The following is a 17,606-nucleotide window of genomic DNA, read 5'->3' on the forward strand; positions in this document are numbered from 1 at the left end:
CCCCGCGGGCACGTACTGGTTCACCGTTGAACCAGCTGCCGGGCTCACCCGTATCACCTCTGTACGCAGGAAGTGATCTCGCGGAGCCCGGCACACGGCCCCGCGGGGAGGAGTGCCGATGCAGACGCGGGTCGTGGATTATCTGGTCCGAGTGGTCGCGGACCTGGGCGTGCGGCACATCTTCGGGGTGGACGGCGCGAACATCGAGGACCTCTACGATGCCGTCTTCGACACGGCGCACGACCTCACCGCGGTGGTCGCCAAACATGAATTCGGCGCGGCGACCATGGCCGACGGCTATGCCCGCTCCACCGGCGGCTTCGGCGTCGTAGCCGCGACCTCCGGTGGCGGTGCCATGAATCTCGTTGCGGGCCTAGCCGAATCGTTCGCTTCCCGGGTTCCGGTGCTCGCGCTGGTTGGTCAGCCGCCGACCGCGTCGGCGGGCCACGGTGCCTTCCAGGACACCAGCGGACGGGCGGGCACCATCGACGCCGCCCGCGTGTTCGGTGCGATCACCCGGTACTGCGCCCGCGTCGAGGCGGCCGCCGACCTGCCCGAGCAGGTGTCCAGGGCGCTCGGCGCGGCCCGCCGCGGCGGGCCCGCGGTGCTGTTGCTGCCCAAAGACGTGCAGCAGGCCGACCTCGGTCAGCTGCCTCCGTTCCGGTTGCCCGCCAAGACATATCGGTGTGATCGAGCGGGGCTCGCGCGCGTGGTCACCGCACTGCGGGCGGCGCGCCGGACCGGCAAGATCGTGCTCATCGCCGGTGACCAGGTGGCCAGAGACGATGCCCGCGACGAGCTGGCCCGCCTGGCCGCGGTGCTGGACGCCGCCGTCGGGGTCGCGCCCGATGCCAAAGACACCTTCGACAACACCGACCCCGGTTTCTGTGGGGTCGCGGGCAGCATGGGCCATCCCGAACTCGCCGCCGCGCTGCGGACCTCGGCATTGTGCCTGATCATCGGCACCCCCATGCCGATCACAGCGCGCACCGGACTGGACGACGCGCTGACCGGCTGTGCCGTGGCGAGCCTCGGCCTCGTCGCGCCATACCTGCCCGCGACCCACGCGACGAGCACCGACCTGGCGCGCACACTGAGTGAGCTCGCCGACGAATTCGCCAACACCGCAGCACCTTCCGAGCCGCGCGCGGCCTCCGCGCTCACACCACTGCATGTGCCCACCGCGACCGGCCCCGGGCTGCGCTATCGCGAACTGGTCGAAACCATCGAGACGGCACTGCCCGCGGGCACCGACGTCTTCGCCGACGCGGGCAATACCGGCGCGGCGGTGGTGCATCAACTGCGGGTGCCGCGCGGCGGCCGGTTCGCCGTGGCGCTCGGGATGGGCGGCATGGGCTACGCGTTCGGCGCCGCCATCGGTTCCGCGTTCGCCCGGCGCGGCGGCGGCCGGCGCACCGTGGTGATCGCGGGCGACGGCGCGTTCTTCATGCACGGCATGGAGGTGCACACCGCGATCGAGCACGCGCTGCCGATCACCTTCATCGTGCTCAACAACAACGCGCACGCCATGTGCGTGACCAGGGAGCAGCTGTACTACCGGGATCGGTACAGCTACAACAGATTCCGGCCCGCGCAACTCGGCGACGGCGTCGGCGCCATGTTTCCGGCGCTACCCGCCGTGTCGGTGCGCGCGCCCGGTGAACTCCCCGCGGCACTGCACGCCTGCCTGGAAACCGCTGGGCCGTCGTTCCTTTCGATCGACGTCGATCCCGACGAGGTCCCGCCGTTCCTCCCGTTCCTCACGACCATCGAACACTCCAGGAGTAGTAATGACCGCATCGCGTAGCGATTCCCGTAGTGTCCGGCCGACCGGCGCGCTGCCCGCCCTCAGCGATATCCCGGCGGCGCTCGTCCCGGGTGTGCTGCGCATCGAGAACTCCGACAAGGACGCCACCACCCCGATCATCATGGACATGCTGCGGTCGGTCTATCCGCACGACCAGATCTTCGGCGAGTACTGCCCGGTGCAGGCGTATATCGCCGCACCACCGCGCGAGGTCTACGAATACCTCGCGGACACCAGGTCTTTGGAGGAGTGGACCTACAGCCTGCGCGGCTTCGTCGAAACCGGCGAGCCCGGCCTGTGGCTGGCCTACGACCGGCTCGGCGACGAGACCCGGATCTACACGCGCACCGTGGCGCATCCCGAGGCGATGACCGTGGACTACCACTGCGCCTGGGACCAGTCCCGGCACCTGTGGATGATCTACCTGCTGCGCGTGATCGATGCCCAGACGGTGCTCGACAAGCCTGGATCTGTTGTGCTGTGGGTCAATTGCAAACACCCCTTCTACGACGAGAATCCCTATCCCGAGACCGCGCCGCCGCAGCGGCCGGTGTGGGTCGGTGACTTCTGGGAGATGTTCTCCGCGGGCCACCAGCTGGAAATGGACAACCTCAAAGCGATCTGCGAGTACCGAGCGGCCAACGGCCTGCCGGTCAAGCCCGACTGGATGAACTGAGCCCGGTATGAATTCCTTTCCCACGGTCAGCCTCGTCGACGTCGCCGGGTATCTGCCCGGCGAACCGGTGGGCACCGAATATTTCACCCAGTTCTCCCGTTCGGACCGGATGGCGAAGAACGTGATGTTCCGGTCCCCCACGGCCCGCCACCACGTGGATCGCGACGAGACCGCGGTGGACATGGTCGAGCGCGCGGTCGCCCCGCTGATCGAACGGCATGGGGCACAATTCCTCTCGCAGATCGACGTGCTGATCACGCACACCCAGCTGCCGACCAATCCGGTCATGGGGTGCGGGCCCGAGGTCGCCCGGCGGCTCGGCGCCCGCCCCGGCTTCGTCTACGACGTGCACAACGGCGGCTGCGCGGCCTTCGTGCACATGATGTCGATGGCGCAGATGGTGTTGCAGACCACCGACGCACGCACCGCGCTGATCGCGGCCACCCAGAACTGCGCCGGACCGGTCTTCACTCAGTCCGAGATCCGCAAGCTGGCCCAGGCGCCGGTGCCCGGCGACGGGTGCGGCGTCGGCCTGCTGGTGAAGGACGACAGCGCGCCGATCCTGGACATCGAATGCCGCACCTACCCCGAATTCGCCGGGGACATGGAGTTCTCCACCAACGGCGACCGCAAGTACTGGGAGCCCGGCGAGGGGCAGGGCTGCGTGAGCTTCACCGAATCGAAGATCACCAAGGTGTTCGCGCGCGGTAACCGGCTGGTGCCGGAAGTGGCGCTGGCCGTGTGCGATCGGATCGGGGTGAAGGGCCGCGACATCGACACCTTCGTCACCAATCAACCCAACCGCCTGTTCCTGCGGAACTGGCACGACGCGCTGGAACTGCCCGCCGAACGGCACCCGGACACCTTCGACCGGTGTGGAAACCTCTTCGCCGCGGGCATTCCGGTGACCCTGGATGTGGAGAACCAGGCGGGCCGGCTGCGTAACGGCTCGGTGGTCCTGCTGTCGGCCTTCGCGCACGCGGGTGATTTCGCGGCCGCCGCGGCCGTCCGGTGGGGCGCGGCCAGATGAATGTCCGGCTCGCCGCGGAGACCACGCCGTCACGACAGCGGCGCGGCGCCGCTACGCCGCCGCGGTTCGATCTGACGCTGAGCGAGAACCCGTTCCCACCATTGCCTTCCGTGCTGCGCGCGGTGCACGGCACGCTGGCGCAGGCGAATCGGTATCCCGAGTTCCTGCCCGACCGGTTGCCTCGGCTGATCGCCCGGCACCTCGGTGTCCGCGCGGATCAGCTCGTGGTCGGCGCGGGCGCGACCGGGGTCGCGTGGCAGATCATTCAATCGCTCACCGCGCCGGGCGCCGGAATGGTCTACGGGTCACCGACTTTCGACGGCTACCCGATCATGGCGGAGATGGCCGGGCTCGACCCGGTGCCGGTGCCGTTGGACGCCGGTGGCGATCAGGACCTGTGGGCGCTGGCCAAGGCCGTCGACAGGCGTACCGGGCTGGTGGTGGTGTGCCGTCCGCACAACCCGACCGGCACCGTGGTGCCGGCCGCAGAGCTGGCTGCGTTCCTGCGCGCGGTGCCCGCGCGGGTGCCGGTGATCCTGGACGAGGCCTATGTCGAATTCCTCGACGCCGCCGACCATGTCGACCCGCGCACCCTGCTGAGCAGGCATGCGAATCTGCTTGTGCTGCGTACCTTCTCGAAAGCGTACGGTTTGGCCGGGCTGCGCATCGGCTACGCGTTCGGCAGGCCCGAACTGGCAGCCCGGGTGCGCAGGCTGCAACTGCCGTTCGGGATGAGTTCGACGGCGCAAGCGGCGGTCTGCGCGTCCTATGCCGCGGCACCGGAACTCGCCGCGCGCACCCTGCGTATCACCACCGCGCGCGAAGAACTGCGCAACGCGTTGCGGGACTGCGGTATCGCGGTGCCGCGCAGCCAGGCCAACTTCCTGTTCCTGCCCGGTCCCGGTGTGGCCACCGCGCTGCGGCGGGCCGGTATCGCGGCGAAGGCGTATCCCGATGGGAGTGCGCGCATCTCGGTCGGCGACCCCGACGCCGATCGGGCCGTGCTGCACGCGCTGGCGGGACTGCGTTAAGCGGCCGGTTTCAATTCGCTGGCTTCCCCCGGGTCGTCGGCCTGCTTGGCCCAGCGCTGCGACAGCGCGGCACAGGTGATCAGCTGGATCTGATGGAACATCATCAAGGGCAGCACGATCAGGCCCACCGGCTGACTCGCGAAAAGCACCGTCGCCATGGGCAATCCGGTCGCCAGGCTCTTCTTGGAGCCGCAGAACACGATCACGATGCGGTCGGCCCGGGAGAAGCCGGCGAAACGGCCGACCAGCATGGTCAAGGCGATGATGAGCGCGAGCAGCACACAGCACACACCGGCCAGCGCGAGAATCCGCCACGGCGAGAGCATGTGCCAGATGCCCTCCACCATGCCCGCGCTGAACGCGGCGTAGACGACGAGCAGGATGGAGCCGCGGTCCACCAGCTTCGTCGGCTCGGCGTAGCGGCTGAGCCAGCCGATCACCTTCGGCCGGATCAGCTGCCCGATCGCGAACGGGACCAGCAGCTGCAGCACGATGTCGCCGATCGAGGAGAAATCCACGCTGGCATGGCCGGTGGTGTTCATCAACAGGATCACCAGCAGCGGGGTGATGAACACACCGAGCAGGTTCGAGGTCGTCGCGCTCACGATCGCGCCCGGCACATTGCCTTTCGCGATCGAGGTGAACGCGATGGACGACTGCACGGTGGACGGGACCAGGCAGAGGAACAGCAGGCCGGTGTACAGGTCGTCGGTCAGCACGCTCGGCACCAGCACCCGGGCCGCCAGGCCGAGCAACGGGAAGGCGACGAAGGTGCAGGCGAGCACCACCAGATGCAACCGCCAGTGCGTGAGGCCGGCCAGCGCCTCCTTCGGCGACAGGCGCGTGCCGTACAGCAGGAAGAGCAATGCGATGGCAATCTTCGTCAGCACGTCGACCACGTCCGCCGCGGTACCTCTGGCCGGGAAAACGCTGGCCAGGGCGACAGAAGCGAGGATCGACAGGATGAATCCGTCGATATAGAACTTGCTGAGGAATCGCACAGCCCAGGCTAACGCCGTAACCGAGCCCCGAGCGCGCCCACGCCGTGCGTACTTTCTCACATCCCATGAATTGCGATATCAGTCCGGACGAAGCCGAACGTTCGTGCTGATCGAAGTCGCGAGTGCGTCGGGATCAGCGGCGCGGCCATCTCTTCGCGGCGGTGCCGGAAGGCGCCGGTAGACCCAGATACGCCGCGAACGCGGTGGCATCGGCCACGGTGCTGGTCTTCGGTCTGCCGTCGGCCCAGGCGCGGAACCGCTCGCGGTAGTCGGGGCCGCAGGCTTGGGCCAGCGTCGGGAAGCGGCGGGCTACCTCGTCCGCGCGTTTGCGGAGCAGGGCGTGCGCGGCGGCCGCGACATCCGCGCGGTCGAATCCCGCGGGCACCGAAGCACCCGCCACCAGGGCGCGGACCAGAGCCGCTTGCTGCTCGGCCAACTCGGCGCTCACGCGCGCACCGCCCGGGCCCGGCCGGTGATCGACGGGCGGTGCGCCGCGGCGGCGATCGCGTCGAGTTCGTCCAGGAGTTCGGCGGCGGGCGGGTAGTTGCCGTCGCGCTCGAGCATCAGGGGCACCGGCTGCCGGGCGGTGAATTCCGCTACGAGGGTGAGCACTTCAGCCGGAACGGGGTCGGCATGCGTGTCGTGATAGCGGCCACCGGCCTCGTGACCGCCTGCGACGTGACAGTAGGCCACCCGGTCGGCGGGCAGGCGCAGTAGTTCGCCGAGCGGATCGCGGCCCCGATTGCGGGCATTGGCATAGACATTCGCGATATCGAGCAGCAGATACACCCCGGTCCGCTCGACCAGCTCGGTGAGGAATTCCGATTCGGTGTACTCGTCGTCGGGCCAATCGAACAGCGCGGCAATGTTTTCCACGGCCAGCGGCACCCCGAGCCCAGCTCGGGTCCGGGTGATGTTGCGTTCGAGCACAGCCAACGCCGCGGCCGACCGCGGCACCGGCAGCAGATGCCCCGCCTCGACTCCGCCCGCGCGCACGAAGGCGATGTGCTCGCTCACCAACGCAGCGTCCAGCGCCGCCGCACCGGCGGCCAGGTGCGCGATCCGCTGCTCATCGACCGGCTCCGCCCCGCCCAGTGACAGCGAAATACCATGCGGCACAACGGCGACGCCGCGATCGATCAGTGCGGTCAGCTCGGCGGGCGGCACTGCCGTCAGCCCCCCGCGCAGCCGAGACCGCCGCCGCATCGGCAGCGACTCCGCGATCACCTCGACGAAACCGAGCCCGTCCAGTTCGGCGATGACGCCGCAGATCTCGGGCCGCCAGCCGATGCCGAGCGCGGCCGGCGGCAACAGTCCGTTCATCGGGCGGCCGGACCGTCACCCACCACAGCCGCCACCCCCACCGCAGCCGCCGCCACCACTGCAACCGCCGCCACCGCTCCCGCCGCTGTCACCACCGGACGAACTCGGCGGTTCGACCGCACCGGCCAGCCCGGGATCCAGCGACAACAGCGCGGCCCCGCCGAAGATCGCCGCCGCGATCGCGGCGCTTTCCACCCCGTAGGTCGAGTAGGCGGGCGAGTTGGACGGCCGCAGATGCTGACTGCTGGTCCTCGCGTCGGTACGAGCCCGTTTGCCGAGCGGGGTCAGCCGCGGCTTGCCCACCAGGAACCAGTAGCAGAGGAACTGCGCCAGCAGGGTGAGGACGAGGAAAGCGACCGGGTTGTTGTTGAGCATGCCCGCGATGAGCCGCACCACACCGACCGTCATGACGACCAGCGTCGGCAGGCCCGCGTCCCAGATCCGCCGCTTGAAGTCCGCGTCCGGGAAGTAGCCGCGCCGCACCATGGAATCGCGCAGTGCGGCGAGGGTGCCGGACAACGCGACGGTGAGCGCCGCCACCGTCGGCTTGGTCCCGGCGACGATCTGCCGGTGCACCGCCAGCGTGAACGGGTCCAACCGGAATTCGTCCGCCTGCTCCAGCGGCCGGGTCGGCGCGGCACCGGAATCGATGAGTTCGGCGCTGCGCAGCCGGGCCAGCGCGGTGAGCACCGCGCGCCGGTCGTCGAACAGCAGCCCGACCTCGGGCGCGGACAGTTCGGCGCCGGGGTGCGCGGCGCCCGGGTCCGGCGCGGCGCGCGTCACCCGTAGCCGCATCCATATTCCGAGCGCCACCGCGAGCAGCGCGAACGGCAGATAGATCGCCAAGAAATCGGATCCGGAGATGCCCCACGTATCGCCTGCCGCGACGACGAGATCGGAGCCCGCGCTCCGGTCGAACGTACCCATATCCACCCCGGAGTCGTGCCAGTAGTTTCCCCAGTATGGGACCGCCCCACACCGGTGCCAACCGGATTCGGCGAGGTGATCGGATCGAAACCTGGGCGAATAGGGTTACGCGCGGGCCGGTGGAATGGTTCGTCCGGCCGAAACGGGGCTCAGGTCGCGGGTTGGCAGGCGTCGCGCAGCGAGCAGGCGCCGCACGCGCTACCGCAACCGCCGACCTCGGCGGGCGGGGCGATCGCCGCGGCCCTGGCCGCGGCCGCGTTGGCGCCCGCACCCAGGGTGAACAGCGCGACGACGGCGACACCGACGGCGACGAACAGCGCCGCGAAACCACCCGCGGCGAGTACGACGAGGCCACCGGCCAGCAGCAGCGCGCCCGCGGCCAGCGAGGTGGGGGCGGCGATGCGATTCGCGACGCGGAAGGTCTCGTCATCGGAGAGGGCGGCCTCGGTGTGCACCCCGACGAAGCGGTTGCGCGGCAGCCGGCCGGTCAGCCCGAGCGCTCCGGTCGCGAGGGCGACGAGGCCGAGCACGAACAAGACGAGAGCGACGACGAACACCCATGCAGGCTATCGCATCGGTGTCGGCGGACCGCCGACAGCTCCCGTGCAACCCTGCAGCACCCGGCGCGTCACCACTGCGGACAAGCGCTTTCCACACTGCGCCGGGACAGCTCGCGGACCTAGCAACCAAACGCACTGTTGGGTCCGCTGAGCGGAGAACGCCAACTCCGCAGTACCGCGAAACCGGTGTGCCGCAGCCGCATACCGACGGGTGGGTAACCCCGGAACAGAGATCGGCACGGGCGCGCGACCGGAGTCAGCGCAGCCCGATTTTCAGTACTGCGGTGTGCACGTTCTACCCTGATAGACGAAGTTTGTCGGGGATCGGCGATCACAAGAAGGCAGGACCGTGCAGGACACTCGTGCGACCGATAGCGATGTACCCGAGCATCGGTACAACGCCGCGCTTGCCGCCCGTATCGAAGCGCGTTGGCAGCGGGCGTGGGCCGACCGCGGGACCTTCCATGCGCCGAACCCGGTCGGGCCGCTGGCGGGCGACACTCCGGCGGACAAGCTGTTCATCCAGGATATGTTCCCGTACCCGTCGGGGGCGGGCCTGCACGTCGGGCATCCGCTCGGCTACATCGCCACCGACACGTTCGCGCGGTATCACCGGATGCACGGCCGCAACGTGCTGCACGCGCTCGGCTTCGACGCCTTCGGCCTGCCGGCCGAGCAGTACGCGGTGCAGACCGGCGCGCACCCGCGGGTGACCACGGAGTCGAACATCGCCAACATGCAGCGCCAGCTGAGCAGGCTCGGGCTCGGCCACGACAGCAGGCGCTCGTTCGCGACCACCGATCCGGCGTACTACCGCTGGACCCAGTGGATCTTCCTGCGCATCTACAACTCCTGGTACGACCAGGAACTCGATCGCGCGCGCCCGATCACCGAGCTCGAAGCTCAATTCGCCAGTGGCGCACGGCCGGTCCCGGACGGCAAGACATGGGACGCGCTCTCGGCCGCCGAGCGCGGCGCACTGCTGGACTCGTATCGCCTGGTGTACCTGACCGATTCGATGGTCAACTGGTGCCCCGGCCTCGGCACGGTGCTGTCCAACGAGGAGGTCACCGCCGACGGCCGCAGCGAGCGCGGCAACTTCCCGGTGTTCCGTAAGCGCCTGTGGCAGTGGATGATGCGGATCACCGCCTACGCCGACCGGCTGATCGACGACCTGGACCACCTGGACTGGTCGGATCAGGTGAAGGCGATGCAGCGCAACTGGATCGGCCGTTCGCGCGGCGCCCAGGTGAAGTTCGACGTCGCGGGCGAGCAGATCGAGGTGTTCACCACTCGTCCCGACACGCTGTTCGGCGCGACCTACGTGGTGCTCGCGCCGGAACACGAACTGGTGGACAAGCTGACCGCGGCCGCGTGGCCGGACGGCACCGATCCCCGCTGGACCAACGGCGGCGCCGCGAATCCCGCGGATGCCGTTGCGGCGTACCGCAAGTCGATCGTGGCCAAATCGGATCTGGAGCGTCAGGAGAACAAGGAGAAGACCGGCGTCTTCCTCGGCGTCCATGCCGTGAACCCGGCCAACGGCCAGGCCGTGCCGGTCTTCGTCGCCGACTACGTGCTGAGCGGCTACGGCACCGGCGCGATCATGGCGGTGCCCGGCCACGATCAGCGCGACTGGGAATTCGCCACCGTGCTCGGCCTGCCGATCGTGGAGGTCATCACCGGCGGCGACCTCGCCGAGGCCGCGTACTCCGGCGACGGCGAGCTGGTGAACTCCGGCTATCTCGACGGACTGTCCGTCGAGGAGGCCAAGGCGACCATCATCGCCCGGCTGGAGACCGAGGGGCACGGCACCGGCACCATCCAGTACAAGCTGCGCGACTGGCTGTTCGCCCGGCAGCGTTACTGGGGCGAGCCCTTCCCGATCGTCTTCGACGAGGACGGCAGGCCGCACGCGCTGCCGGAATCGATGCTGCCCGTAGAGCTTCCGGAGCTGGACGATTTCGCGCCGGTCACCTTCGATCCGGACGACGCCGACTCCGAGCCGTCACCGCCGCTGGCCAAGGCCACCGAGTGGGTCAACGTCGAGCTGGACCTGGGCGACGGCCCGAAGATGTACCGGCGCGACACCAACGTCATGCCGAACTGGGCGGGCAGCTCGTGGTATCAGCTGCGCTACGCCGACCCGACCAACTCGGAGGCGTTCTGCGCCAAGGAGAACGAGCAGTACTGGCTCGGCCCGCGCCCGGCCGAGCACGGCCCGGACGACCCGGGCGGCGTCGATCTGTACATCGGCGGCATGGAGCACGCGGTGCTGCATCTGCTGTACGCGCGGTTCTGGCAGAAGGTGCTGTTCGATCTGGGTGATGTCAGCGGCCGGGAACCGTACCGAAAGCTGTTCAACCAGGGCTACATCCAGGCCTACGCCTACACCGATGCCCGCGGCGCGTACGTGCCCGCGGCCGAAATCGTCGAGCGGGACGGCAAGTTCTTCTGGACCGAACCGGGCGGCACCGAGATCGAGGTGTTCCAGGAGTACGGCAAGATCGGCAAGTCACTGAAGAACGCGGTCTCGCCGGACGAGATGTACGACCTCTACGGCGCGGACACCTTCCGCTTCTACGAGATGTCGATGGGCCCGCTGGACAGCTCGCGGCCGTGGGCGACCAAGGACGTCGTGGGCGCGCACCGGTTCCTGCAGCGGGTATGGCGACTGGTGGTGGACGAGGAGACCGGCGCGGTGCGCGTCGCCGAGCTGGATCCCACGCCGGAAACACTGCGCCTGCTGCACAAGACCATCGCCGGTGTCGACGAGGACTACGCCGCGCTGCGCGACAACACCGCGGGCGCCAAGCTGATCGAGCTGACGAACCACCTCACCAAGACCTATCCCGACGGCGCGCCGCGCGCCGTGGTGGAGGCGCTGGTGCTGATGCTGGCGCCGCTGTCCCCGCATATCGCCGAGGAGATGTGGGAACGCCTGGGGCACAGCGAGTCCCTGGCACACGGCCCGTTCCCGGTGGCGGATCCCGCACTGCTGGTGCAGGAGTCCGTCGAATACCCCATCCAGGTGAACGGCAAGGTCCGCAGCCGCATCCAAGTCCCCGCCGACGCCGACAACGCCGCGATCGAAGCCGCCGCCCTCACCGACGAAAAGATCGCGGCGCTCCTCAACGGCGCGGCCCCCCGCAAACTGATCGTCGTCCCCGGCCGCCTGATCAACATCGTCGCCTGACCCCATCCGAGTTGCTGTGATGTAGCACACCTGAAACATCTGGAACCGAAACCACCTCCGGCACATCCAATTCACTAGCGAAACAATGAAAGACATTGCGACGCATAGACGCAGCAGCACGCTGCGTCGGATGACCAAGAAGGTGGGGACACATGCACTACTCCGTGAAGTCGACGGTTGCCGCGTTCGCAGCACTGGCCGCGCTCTCGATCGGCTCGGTGGCGGTGGCACAGCCCGCCGCCGCCGAGCCGGTGAGCAGTGTGGTGCTGCAGGCCGCGCCGAAGGGCGCCCAGCTGTCGGCCGAGGAGCAAGCGGCGATCGACAACAAGAACGCGGGCAAGCCGTACGACAAGCAGGCGTACAACCGCGCCATGCAGAAGATCAAGCAGGCCGAGAAGTACGAAGGCGACCGCAACAAGCAGAAGCGCGGACGTAAGTAACGTCCCGTCACGAAGGGGAGGAACCCGCATGTCGAAGACCGAGTACAGCGCGTTGCATTTCTCGCAGGCGAACCCGCGAGGGCCCGAGCAGGGGGACGTGCCCGCGCTGTTGCGCACGATCGCCGCGACGCTCGAGGAGCTCGGCCAGGTCAGTGTGCAAGATCTGGTGCTGCACAACGAGGTCACCGCCGAAGGTGACTGGCCGTCGGTCACGGTCTACTACACCAGGATCGGCGACGACGACTGATCGAACGGGCCGGGCCACCACTGTGGCCCGGCCCGACCGCATTGGTGACCGGTGCGCGAGCGAACCGGTTCGGCCCCTTCCTTTTCCGGCAGACGGAACAGGAAGGGGCCGCAGTTTTCTCCGGTGCTAGCTGGGCATCGGGCGAAGCACGATTTCGGTGGGGTGGGCGTCGCGCGGGGTTTCGACGGCGGTGCGGACCGCGCCGGCCACGGTTTGCGCGCGCAGGAACTGTTCCGGCTGATAGTCGCGGCCCTCGTGGGCGATGATCTCGCGCTGCATATCGGTGTCGATCCGGCCGGGGTGGATGGCCGTGACGCGCAAGGCCGGCTCCTCCAGCCGCAGGGCATCGCCGAAGGCGCGCAACGCGAACTTACTCGCGGCGTAAGAGGCCCAGCCCGCGTTGGCGCGCAGGCCCGCGCCCGAATTGATCAGCACCACATGGCCGTTCGCGGCCCGCAGCGCGGGCAGCAGCAGACGGGTCAGCTCGGCGACGGCGATCACGTTGGCTTCCAACGTATGTCGCCACTGCTCTACGGTGGACTCGGCGATGCTGTTCAGATCCGCGACACCGGCGTTGTGCACCAACACATCCAGGCGCGGTATCTGCGCGGTCGCCGCGGCCACCGCCGGGTAGTCGGTCAGTTCGACCGGCCACGCGGTCGCGCCGGGCAGTTCGTCGAGCACCGGGCGCAGCGCGTCGGCCGATCGGGCGCCGAGCAGCAGGTCGTGGGTCGGCGCGAGCTCTCGGGCGATGGCGGCGCCGAGCCCACGGCTCGCACCGGTGATCAGCGCGGTCGGCTTCGGGGAGCTGGTCACGGCATTGGTCATGCGCCCCACCGTAATAGCCCAGGAAAACAGAGCGATGCATGCATATATCGATCGACCATCTCGAGCAGTGAAATACGGACGGGGCATTCGAGAGTGACAACCGCCGCGCACGAGCCCCCCGCCCCCAGGTGGGACGAGGCCGAGTCGGACATCACAGAACGGGCGTACTTGCGGGTGGCACCGCAGAATAGGGGGATGGCACACCCGGGATTCACGCCCACGCAGCTCGCGGCCCGCGCCGCGTACCTGCTGCGCGGCAACGACCTGGGCACGATGACCAGCGCGGCGCCGCGGCTGTATCCGCACATGTGGAGCTGGGACGCCGCGTTCGTCGCGGTCGGCCTGGCGCCGCTGAGCGTGGAACGGGCCGTGATCGAGCTCGACACGCTGCTCTCGGCGCAGTGGAAGAACGGCATGATCCCGCACATCGTGTTCGCCAACGGTGTCGACGGCTATTTTCCGGGTCCCGCGCGGTGGGAGTGCCGCAGGCTGGCCGCGAACGCGCCCGACGGGCCGGACACCTCCGGGATCACCCAGCCGCCGGTGCACGCCATCGCGGTGCAGCGCATCCTCGATCACTCGCGCAGGCACGGCCGCAGCACCCGCGCGGTCGCGGAGGACTTCCTGCACCGGCGCTGGCCCGACCTGGTGCGCTGGCATCGCTGGCTGGCGCACGCCCGCGACCCCAAGGAAACCGGCCGGATCACGCTGTATCACGGCTGGGAATCCGGCATGGACAATTCACCGCGCTGGGATCGGGCCTACGCCAACGTGGTTCCCGGAGACCTGCCGCCCTACCGGCGCGAGGACACCGCGGTGGTCGCCGATCCCACCCAGCGCCCGAGCGATCGCGAGTACGACCGCTATCTCTGGCTGGTCGAGCAGATGCGGCGGGCGGGTTACGACGATTACCAGCTCTCCTCGACGATGAGTTTCGCCGTGGAGGACGTGTTCGTCACCGGGATCTTCGCGCTGGCGTGCGAGGTGCTCGCGAATATCGGCGAGGAGTACAAGCAGCCGCACGCCGACGTCCGCGAGCTGTACACGTGGGCCGACCGTTTCCGGGCGGGCGTCGTCGCGACGACGGATCCGCGCTCCGGCGCGGCCCGGGATTTCGACGTACGCCTGCAGCGCTGGATCAGCACCGAGACGTTGGCGATGTTCGCGCCGCTGCTGTGCGGCGGGCTGGCCCGCGATACCGAGCGGACGCTGCTGCGCACATTCGAGGGTCCGCGCTTCTGCGGGCATCCCGATCTGCGCTACGCGTTGCCGCCCTCGACCTCGCCGGTGTCGCGGGAGTTCCGGTCCCGCGAATATTGGCGCGGGCCGGTGTGGCCGGTGATGAGCTGGCTGTTCTCCTGGGTGTTCGCCCGGCGCGGCTGGGCCGAACGCTCGTTCATGCTGCGGGCCGAGGGCCTGCGCCAGGCCAGCGACGGCAGCTTCGCCGAATACTACGAACCGTTCACCGGCGAACCGCTCGGCAGCATGCAGCAGTCGTGGACCGCCGCGTCGGTGCTGGATTGGCTGGGCTGAACCACCCGGTTCGCCCATCGTTGGGTAAATGTTCCGCAACTGCCTCTTACGCAACACTGGTCACAGGAAGATCAAATAGCTATCGTCGAACGCCATGGACATCCCTCGTTGGAGCTCGACCATCCGTCGCCGCGGTTCGGCACTGACCCTGCTCGCGCTCACCGGCATCCTCACCGCAACCCTGCCCGGCACCGCGGTGGCCACGCCGACCGGGCCGGACGTCTCGTCCTGGCAGCACATCGACGGGCGGCTGATCGACTGGTTCGCGGTCAAGCGTTCCGGCCACGACTTCGCCATGGTGAAGGCCACCGAGGGCCTGAGCTACATCAACCCGTACTTCGTCCCGGACAGCCTGCTGATGCGGGCGGCCGGGGTGGCGCGCGGGACCTACCACTACGCCCGGCCGAACCTGCCGCCCGAGCCGCAGGCCGCGCTGTACGCGACCGTGGTGCTCGGGCAGAACGGCGCGCTGGACCTGCCGCCGGTGCTCGATCTGGAGACCACCGGCGGACTGCCGCCCGCCGCGCTGATCGATTGGACGCGGCGGTATCTCAACACGGTGCAGGCCCTCACCGGGCGCGTCCCGATCGTCTACACCTATCCACACTTCTGGCGGACGGCGATGGCCGATACCAACGAGTTCACCCGGTATCCGCTGTGGATCGCCGATTACCGGGACAACGACGATCCCGAGGTGCCCGGCGGCTGGCCGCACTGGACCTTCTGGCAGACCACCGACAGCGGCCGGATCGACGGCATCGCGGGCAACACCGACCTGAACCGCTACAGCGGCGCACAGGGGGATTTCGCCCGCTTCGCCAATATGTAGTGCCACCCGGAAACCACGAAACCGCCACTCCTGCAGGGAAACAGTGGCGGTTTCGCAGGGCGGTGCACCGGACCGCTAGGCGCCGATCCGGCCGCCGTTCTTCTTCCACACCGCGGCGACCGAAGGACGCGGTTGCGCGGTGCCGCCATCGGGCCAATGCGACAGCGGGTTCTCGGGGGTGGCGTCGTCGGACTCGCCGGGATGCTGCACGCACACCAGCACGCGCGACTCGGTGACCACCGGGCCGCAGGTCTCCGCGCCCCGCGGCACCGTCAGGAACTGTTTGGTGGCACCGCGATTCGCGCCGTCGAGCACGACGGAGAACAGGCCGTCGTTCGACTTCAGCGCGTTGCCGTCGGTGGAGATCCACAGGTTGCCGTACGGGTCGAAGGCCAGATTGTCCGGGCAGGAGATCGGGCTGACCTTCGACTTGTCGTACCCGGCGAAGTAGGTGTCCGCGGCGTTCGGGTCACCGCAGACCAGCAGCAGCGACCAGGTGAACTTCGTGCCCGCGTGCTCGTCGTCGATCTCCAGGATCTGACCGTTCTTGTTCAGGTTGCGCGGATTCGCCTCGTCCGGGCCCTGTTTGCCGGCGGCCCCGCGATTGTCGTTGTTGGTCAATGCGACATAGACCTTGCCGGTGTACGGGTTGGCCTCGAAGTCCTCGGGACGGTCCATCTTGGTGGCGCCGACCTTGTCCGCGGCCAGCCGGGTGAACACCGCGACCTCTGCCGCGCTCATGCCGTCGACCAGCGACTTGCCCTTGCCGTCCGCGCCGGTCTCCAGCAGTGGAATCCATTGGCCGGTACCGGTGAAACCCTTGTCGGAGGGCTGCGCACCGCTGCCGTCGACCTTGTCCGGATGGTCGCCGGTGAGCTTGGCGACATAGAGCGTGCCCGCGTCCAGGATGGTCAGGTTGTGCCGCATGCTCGATGCGCCCGCACCCGATTCCACTTTCCGCGACGACACGAATTTGTACATGTAGTCGAACTTTTCGTCGTCGCCGGTGTAGGAGACGACCTCGCCCTTCGCGGTGACGTAGATGGTGGCGCCCTCGTGCTTGAGCCGGCCCATCGCGGTGTGCTTGATCGGCGTCGAGGTGGGATCCCACGGATCCACCTCCACCACGTAGCCGAATCGGTTGGCCTCGTTGGGTTCCTGGGCCAGGTCGAACCGCTTGTCGGCGCGCTCCCACTGGTTGGGCGTCTTACCCGCGGCGAACCCGTACCGCTTGGCGCGGGCGGCCGCGGTGGCCTCGCTGAGCTTGTCGCCGTTGGCGAAGTAGCCGTTGAAGTTCTCTTCGCCGGAAAGGACTGTGCCCCAAGGGGTCACACCGCCCGCGCAGTTGGCGAAGGTGCCGAGCACCTTGGTGCCGGTCGGATCGGCAGAGGTCTTGACCAGATCACTGCCCGCGGCCGGGCCGGTGAGCTTGAACTCGGTGGTCGCGGTGATCCGGCGGTTGTACTTGCCGAAGGCGGGCGTCAGCTTGCCCGTGCCCGCTTCGCCGCGCACCTCGACCACGGTCAGGCCGTGCGCAGCCTGAGTGATCGCGATCTGCTCATCGGTCGGTGCGTCCTTGTTGTAGCCGCGGAACATGTGCGGACCGGTGGTGTATTCGTGATTCACCACGAGCAGGAAGGCATTCGCCTGCCCCTCGATCGGCAACAGCGCGGCGAAATCGTTGTTGTAGCCGAATTGCCTGGCCTGCGCGGCCGCCGTCTGCTTGTCGAAATCGAACGCGGGCGCGTCCGCGAAAAGCGGATCGCCCCAGCGGATCACGACGCCCTGCTCGTAGCCCTCCGGGATCACCAGCGCGTCTTCCTTGTTCGGCGCGACCGCGGCGAAGTCGGTGCCGGTCCCGGGCGGGCCGCTGGGCGACGGGCCGGCCGACCCCGGCTGCTCGACATCGTCACCGCAGGCCGCGAGCACACTGCCGGCGCCGACGGCGAGCACGGCCGCCGCGCCGCCCTTGATCAGGCCGCGCCGGTTCAGCGAGCTGACGATGTCACCGAAGTAGGCGCCCGCCGAGGTGTTGGGGACCTCGTGGAAACAAGCGTTCGCGCATTTGTATTCACACGTGACCGCGGCACGCGAGGACTGGCCGTCGTGTTTCACGAACAAGGCGAGGGGCTGCAACTTCACGAACGGCACGCTAAACGATCCGGACAATCCAGAAAC

General features: G+C 68.6%; 16 protein-coding genes. 9 read left to right on the forward strand and 7 right to left on the reverse strand.

The window, feature by feature from the left end:
• Window positions 1-118 precede the first annotated feature (118 nt).
• Genes NBRGI_RS31340 through NBRGI_RS31355 form a run of 4 tightly spaced genes read left to right on the forward strand, consistent with a single transcriptional unit; the run spans window position 119 to window position 4,544 of the window.
• Window positions 119-1,807, forward strand: coding sequence for a thiamine pyrophosphate-binding protein (locus tag NBRGI_RS31340; protein ID WP_051728173.1), 1,689 nt, complete (start codon window positions 119-121; stop codon window positions 1,805-1,807).
• Window positions 1,791-2,483, forward strand: a complete 693-nt coding sequence (locus tag NBRGI_RS31345; protein WP_051728174.1) for a hypothetical protein — start codon at window positions 1,791-1,793, stop codon at window positions 2,481-2,483. Before NBRGI_RS31340 ends, NBRGI_RS31345 begins: the two co-directional genes overlap by 17 nt.
• A gap of 7 nt (window positions 2,484-2,490) precedes the next feature.
• Window positions 2,491-3,513: a 3-oxoacyl-ACP synthase III family protein gene (locus tag NBRGI_RS31350; protein WP_029900797.1), complete on the forward strand. Its 1,023-nt coding sequence runs from the start codon at window positions 2,491-2,493 to the stop codon at window positions 3,511-3,513.
• Window positions 3,510-4,544, forward strand: a complete 1,035-nt coding sequence (locus NBRGI_RS31355) for an aminotransferase class I/II-fold pyridoxal phosphate-dependent enzyme (protein WP_036561657.1) — start codon at window positions 3,510-3,512, stop codon at window positions 4,542-4,544. The genes NBRGI_RS31350 and NBRGI_RS31355 overlap by 4 nt, the downstream gene beginning before the upstream one ends.
• Here the strand turns inward: NBRGI_RS31355 and NBRGI_RS31360 are convergent.
• The 5 genes from NBRGI_RS31360 to NBRGI_RS31380 form a co-directional block, all read right to left on the reverse strand.
• Entirely contained in the window at window positions 4,541-5,545 is a 1,005-nt protein-coding gene (locus NBRGI_RS31360; protein WP_029900799.1) for a bile acid:sodium symporter family protein, read from the reverse strand. The two genes, NBRGI_RS31355 and NBRGI_RS31360, sit on opposite strands and share 4 nt — an antisense overlap.
• Window positions 5,546-5,678: 133 nt before the next feature.
• The gene (locus NBRGI_RS31365; protein ID WP_029900800.1) at window positions 5,679-5,993 is read right to left on the reverse strand and encodes a hypothetical protein; all 315 of its coding nucleotides are present in this window, start codon (window positions 5,991-5,993) and stop codon (window positions 5,679-5,681) included.
• The gene (locus tag NBRGI_RS31370; protein ID WP_029900801.1) at window positions 5,990-6,868 is read right to left on the reverse strand and encodes a DUF692 domain-containing protein; all 879 of its coding nucleotides are present in this window, start codon (window positions 6,866-6,868) and stop codon (window positions 5,990-5,992) included. Before NBRGI_RS31370 ends, NBRGI_RS31365 begins: the two co-directional genes overlap by 4 nt.
• A gap of 15 nt (window positions 6,869-6,883) precedes the next feature.
• Window positions 6,884-7,795, reverse strand: coding sequence for a TIGR04222 domain-containing membrane protein (locus NBRGI_RS31375; protein ID WP_051728175.1), 912 nt, complete (start codon window positions 7,793-7,795; stop codon window positions 6,884-6,886).
• Between the two features lie 149 nt (window positions 7,796-7,944).
• Window positions 7,945-8,352 carry an SdpI family protein gene (locus tag NBRGI_RS31380; protein ID WP_029900803.1) on the reverse strand — a complete coding sequence of 136 codons (408 nt, stop codon included), beginning with the start codon at window positions 8,350-8,352 and terminating at the stop codon, window positions 7,945-7,947.
• A 352-nt stretch (window positions 8,353-8,704) separates the two neighbouring features.
• Between NBRGI_RS31380 and leuS the strand changes: the two genes are divergently transcribed.
• The 3 genes from leuS to NBRGI_RS31395 all read left to right on the forward strand — a co-directional run bounded on the left by leuS (window position 8,705) and on the right by NBRGI_RS31395 (window position 12,238).
• Entirely contained in the window at window positions 8,705-11,551 is a 2,847-nt protein-coding gene (leuS, locus tag NBRGI_RS31385) for a leucine--tRNA ligase (protein ID WP_029900804.1), read from the forward strand.
• Between the two features lie 152 nt (window positions 11,552-11,703).
• On the forward strand, window positions 11,704-11,991 hold the full coding sequence (locus tag NBRGI_RS31390) for a hypothetical protein (RefSeq protein ID WP_029900805.1): 288 nt from the start codon (window positions 11,704-11,706) through the stop codon (window positions 11,989-11,991).
• A gap of 28 nt (window positions 11,992-12,019) precedes the next feature.
• The gene (locus NBRGI_RS31395; protein ID WP_029900806.1) at window positions 12,020-12,238 is read left to right on the forward strand and encodes a hypothetical protein; all 219 of its coding nucleotides are present in this window, start codon (window positions 12,020-12,022) and stop codon (window positions 12,236-12,238) included.
• Window positions 12,239-12,364: 126 nt separating this feature from the next.
• On the opposite strand, the gene NBRGI_RS31400 is transcribed toward NBRGI_RS31395, so the two are convergent.
• Window positions 12,365-13,066: an SDR family oxidoreductase gene (locus NBRGI_RS31400; RefSeq protein ID WP_029900807.1), complete on the reverse strand. Its 702-nt coding sequence runs from the start codon at window positions 13,064-13,066 to the stop codon at window positions 12,365-12,367.
• A gap of 195 nt (window positions 13,067-13,261) precedes the next feature.
• Between NBRGI_RS31400 and ggh the strand changes: the two genes are divergently transcribed.
• Window positions 13,262-14,599: a glucosylglycerate hydrolase gene (ggh, locus tag NBRGI_RS31405; RefSeq protein WP_029900808.1), complete on the forward strand. Its 1,338-nt coding sequence runs from the start codon at window positions 13,262-13,264 to the stop codon at window positions 14,597-14,599.
• Window positions 14,600-14,693: 94 nt separating this feature from the next.
• Window positions 14,694-15,428, forward strand: coding sequence for a glycoside hydrolase family 25 protein (locus tag NBRGI_RS31410; protein ID WP_014989012.1), 735 nt, complete (start codon window positions 14,694-14,696; stop codon window positions 15,426-15,428).
• A 75-nt stretch (window positions 15,429-15,503) separates the two neighbouring features.
• Here the strand turns inward: NBRGI_RS31410 and NBRGI_RS31415 are convergent, their stop codons facing one another.
• Window positions 15,504-17,570 carry a PhoX family protein gene (locus NBRGI_RS31415; protein ID WP_029900809.1) on the reverse strand — a complete coding sequence of 689 codons (2,067 nt, stop codon included), beginning with the start codon at window positions 17,568-17,570 and terminating at the stop codon, window positions 15,504-15,506.
• Window positions 17,571-17,606: the final 36 nt, after the last annotated feature.

Source organism: Nocardia brasiliensis IFM 10847 (assembly GCF_000710915.1).
GTDB classification, from domain to species: Bacteria; Actinomycetota; Actinomycetes; order Mycobacteriales; family Mycobacteriaceae; genus Nocardia; species Nocardia brasiliensis_A.

Coding starts and splice junctions, on each gene's coding strand:
- NBRGI_RS31340 (WP_051728173.1), top strand. CDS start 119: ATGCAGACGCGGGTCGTGGATTATCTGGTCCGAGTGGTCGCGGACCTG.
- NBRGI_RS31345 (WP_051728174.1), top strand. CDS start 1,791: ATGACCGCATCGCGTAGCGATTCCCGTAGTGTCCGGCCGACCGGCGCG.
- NBRGI_RS31350 (WP_029900797.1), top strand. CDS start 2,491: ATGAATTCCTTTCCCACGGTCAGCCTCGTCGACGTCGCCGGGTATCTG.
- NBRGI_RS31355 (WP_036561657.1), top strand. CDS start 3,510: ATGAATGTCCGGCTCGCCGCGGAGACCACGCCGTCACGACAGCGGCGC.
- NBRGI_RS31370 (WP_029900801.1), bottom strand. CDS start 6,868: ATGAACGGACTGTTGCCGCCGGCCGCGCTCGGCATCGGCTGGCGGCCC.
- NBRGI_RS31375 (WP_051728175.1), bottom strand. CDS start 7,795: ATGGGTACGTTCGACCGGAGCGCGGGCTCCGATCTCGTCGTCGCGGCA.
- NBRGI_RS31390 (WP_029900805.1), top strand. CDS start 11,704: ATGCACTACTCCGTGAAGTCGACGGTTGCCGCGTTCGCAGCACTGGCC.
- NBRGI_RS31395 (WP_029900806.1), top strand. CDS start 12,020: ATGTCGAAGACCGAGTACAGCGCGTTGCATTTCTCGCAGGCGAACCCG.
- NBRGI_RS31400 (WP_029900807.1), bottom strand. CDS start 13,066: ATGACCAATGCCGTGACCAGCTCCCCGAAGCCGACCGCGCTGATCACC.
- ggh (WP_029900808.1), top strand. CDS start 13,262: ATGGCACACCCGGGATTCACGCCCACGCAGCTCGCGGCCCGCGCCGCG.
- NBRGI_RS31410 (WP_014989012.1), top strand. CDS start 14,694: ATGGACATCCCTCGTTGGAGCTCGACCATCCGTCGCCGCGGTTCGGCA.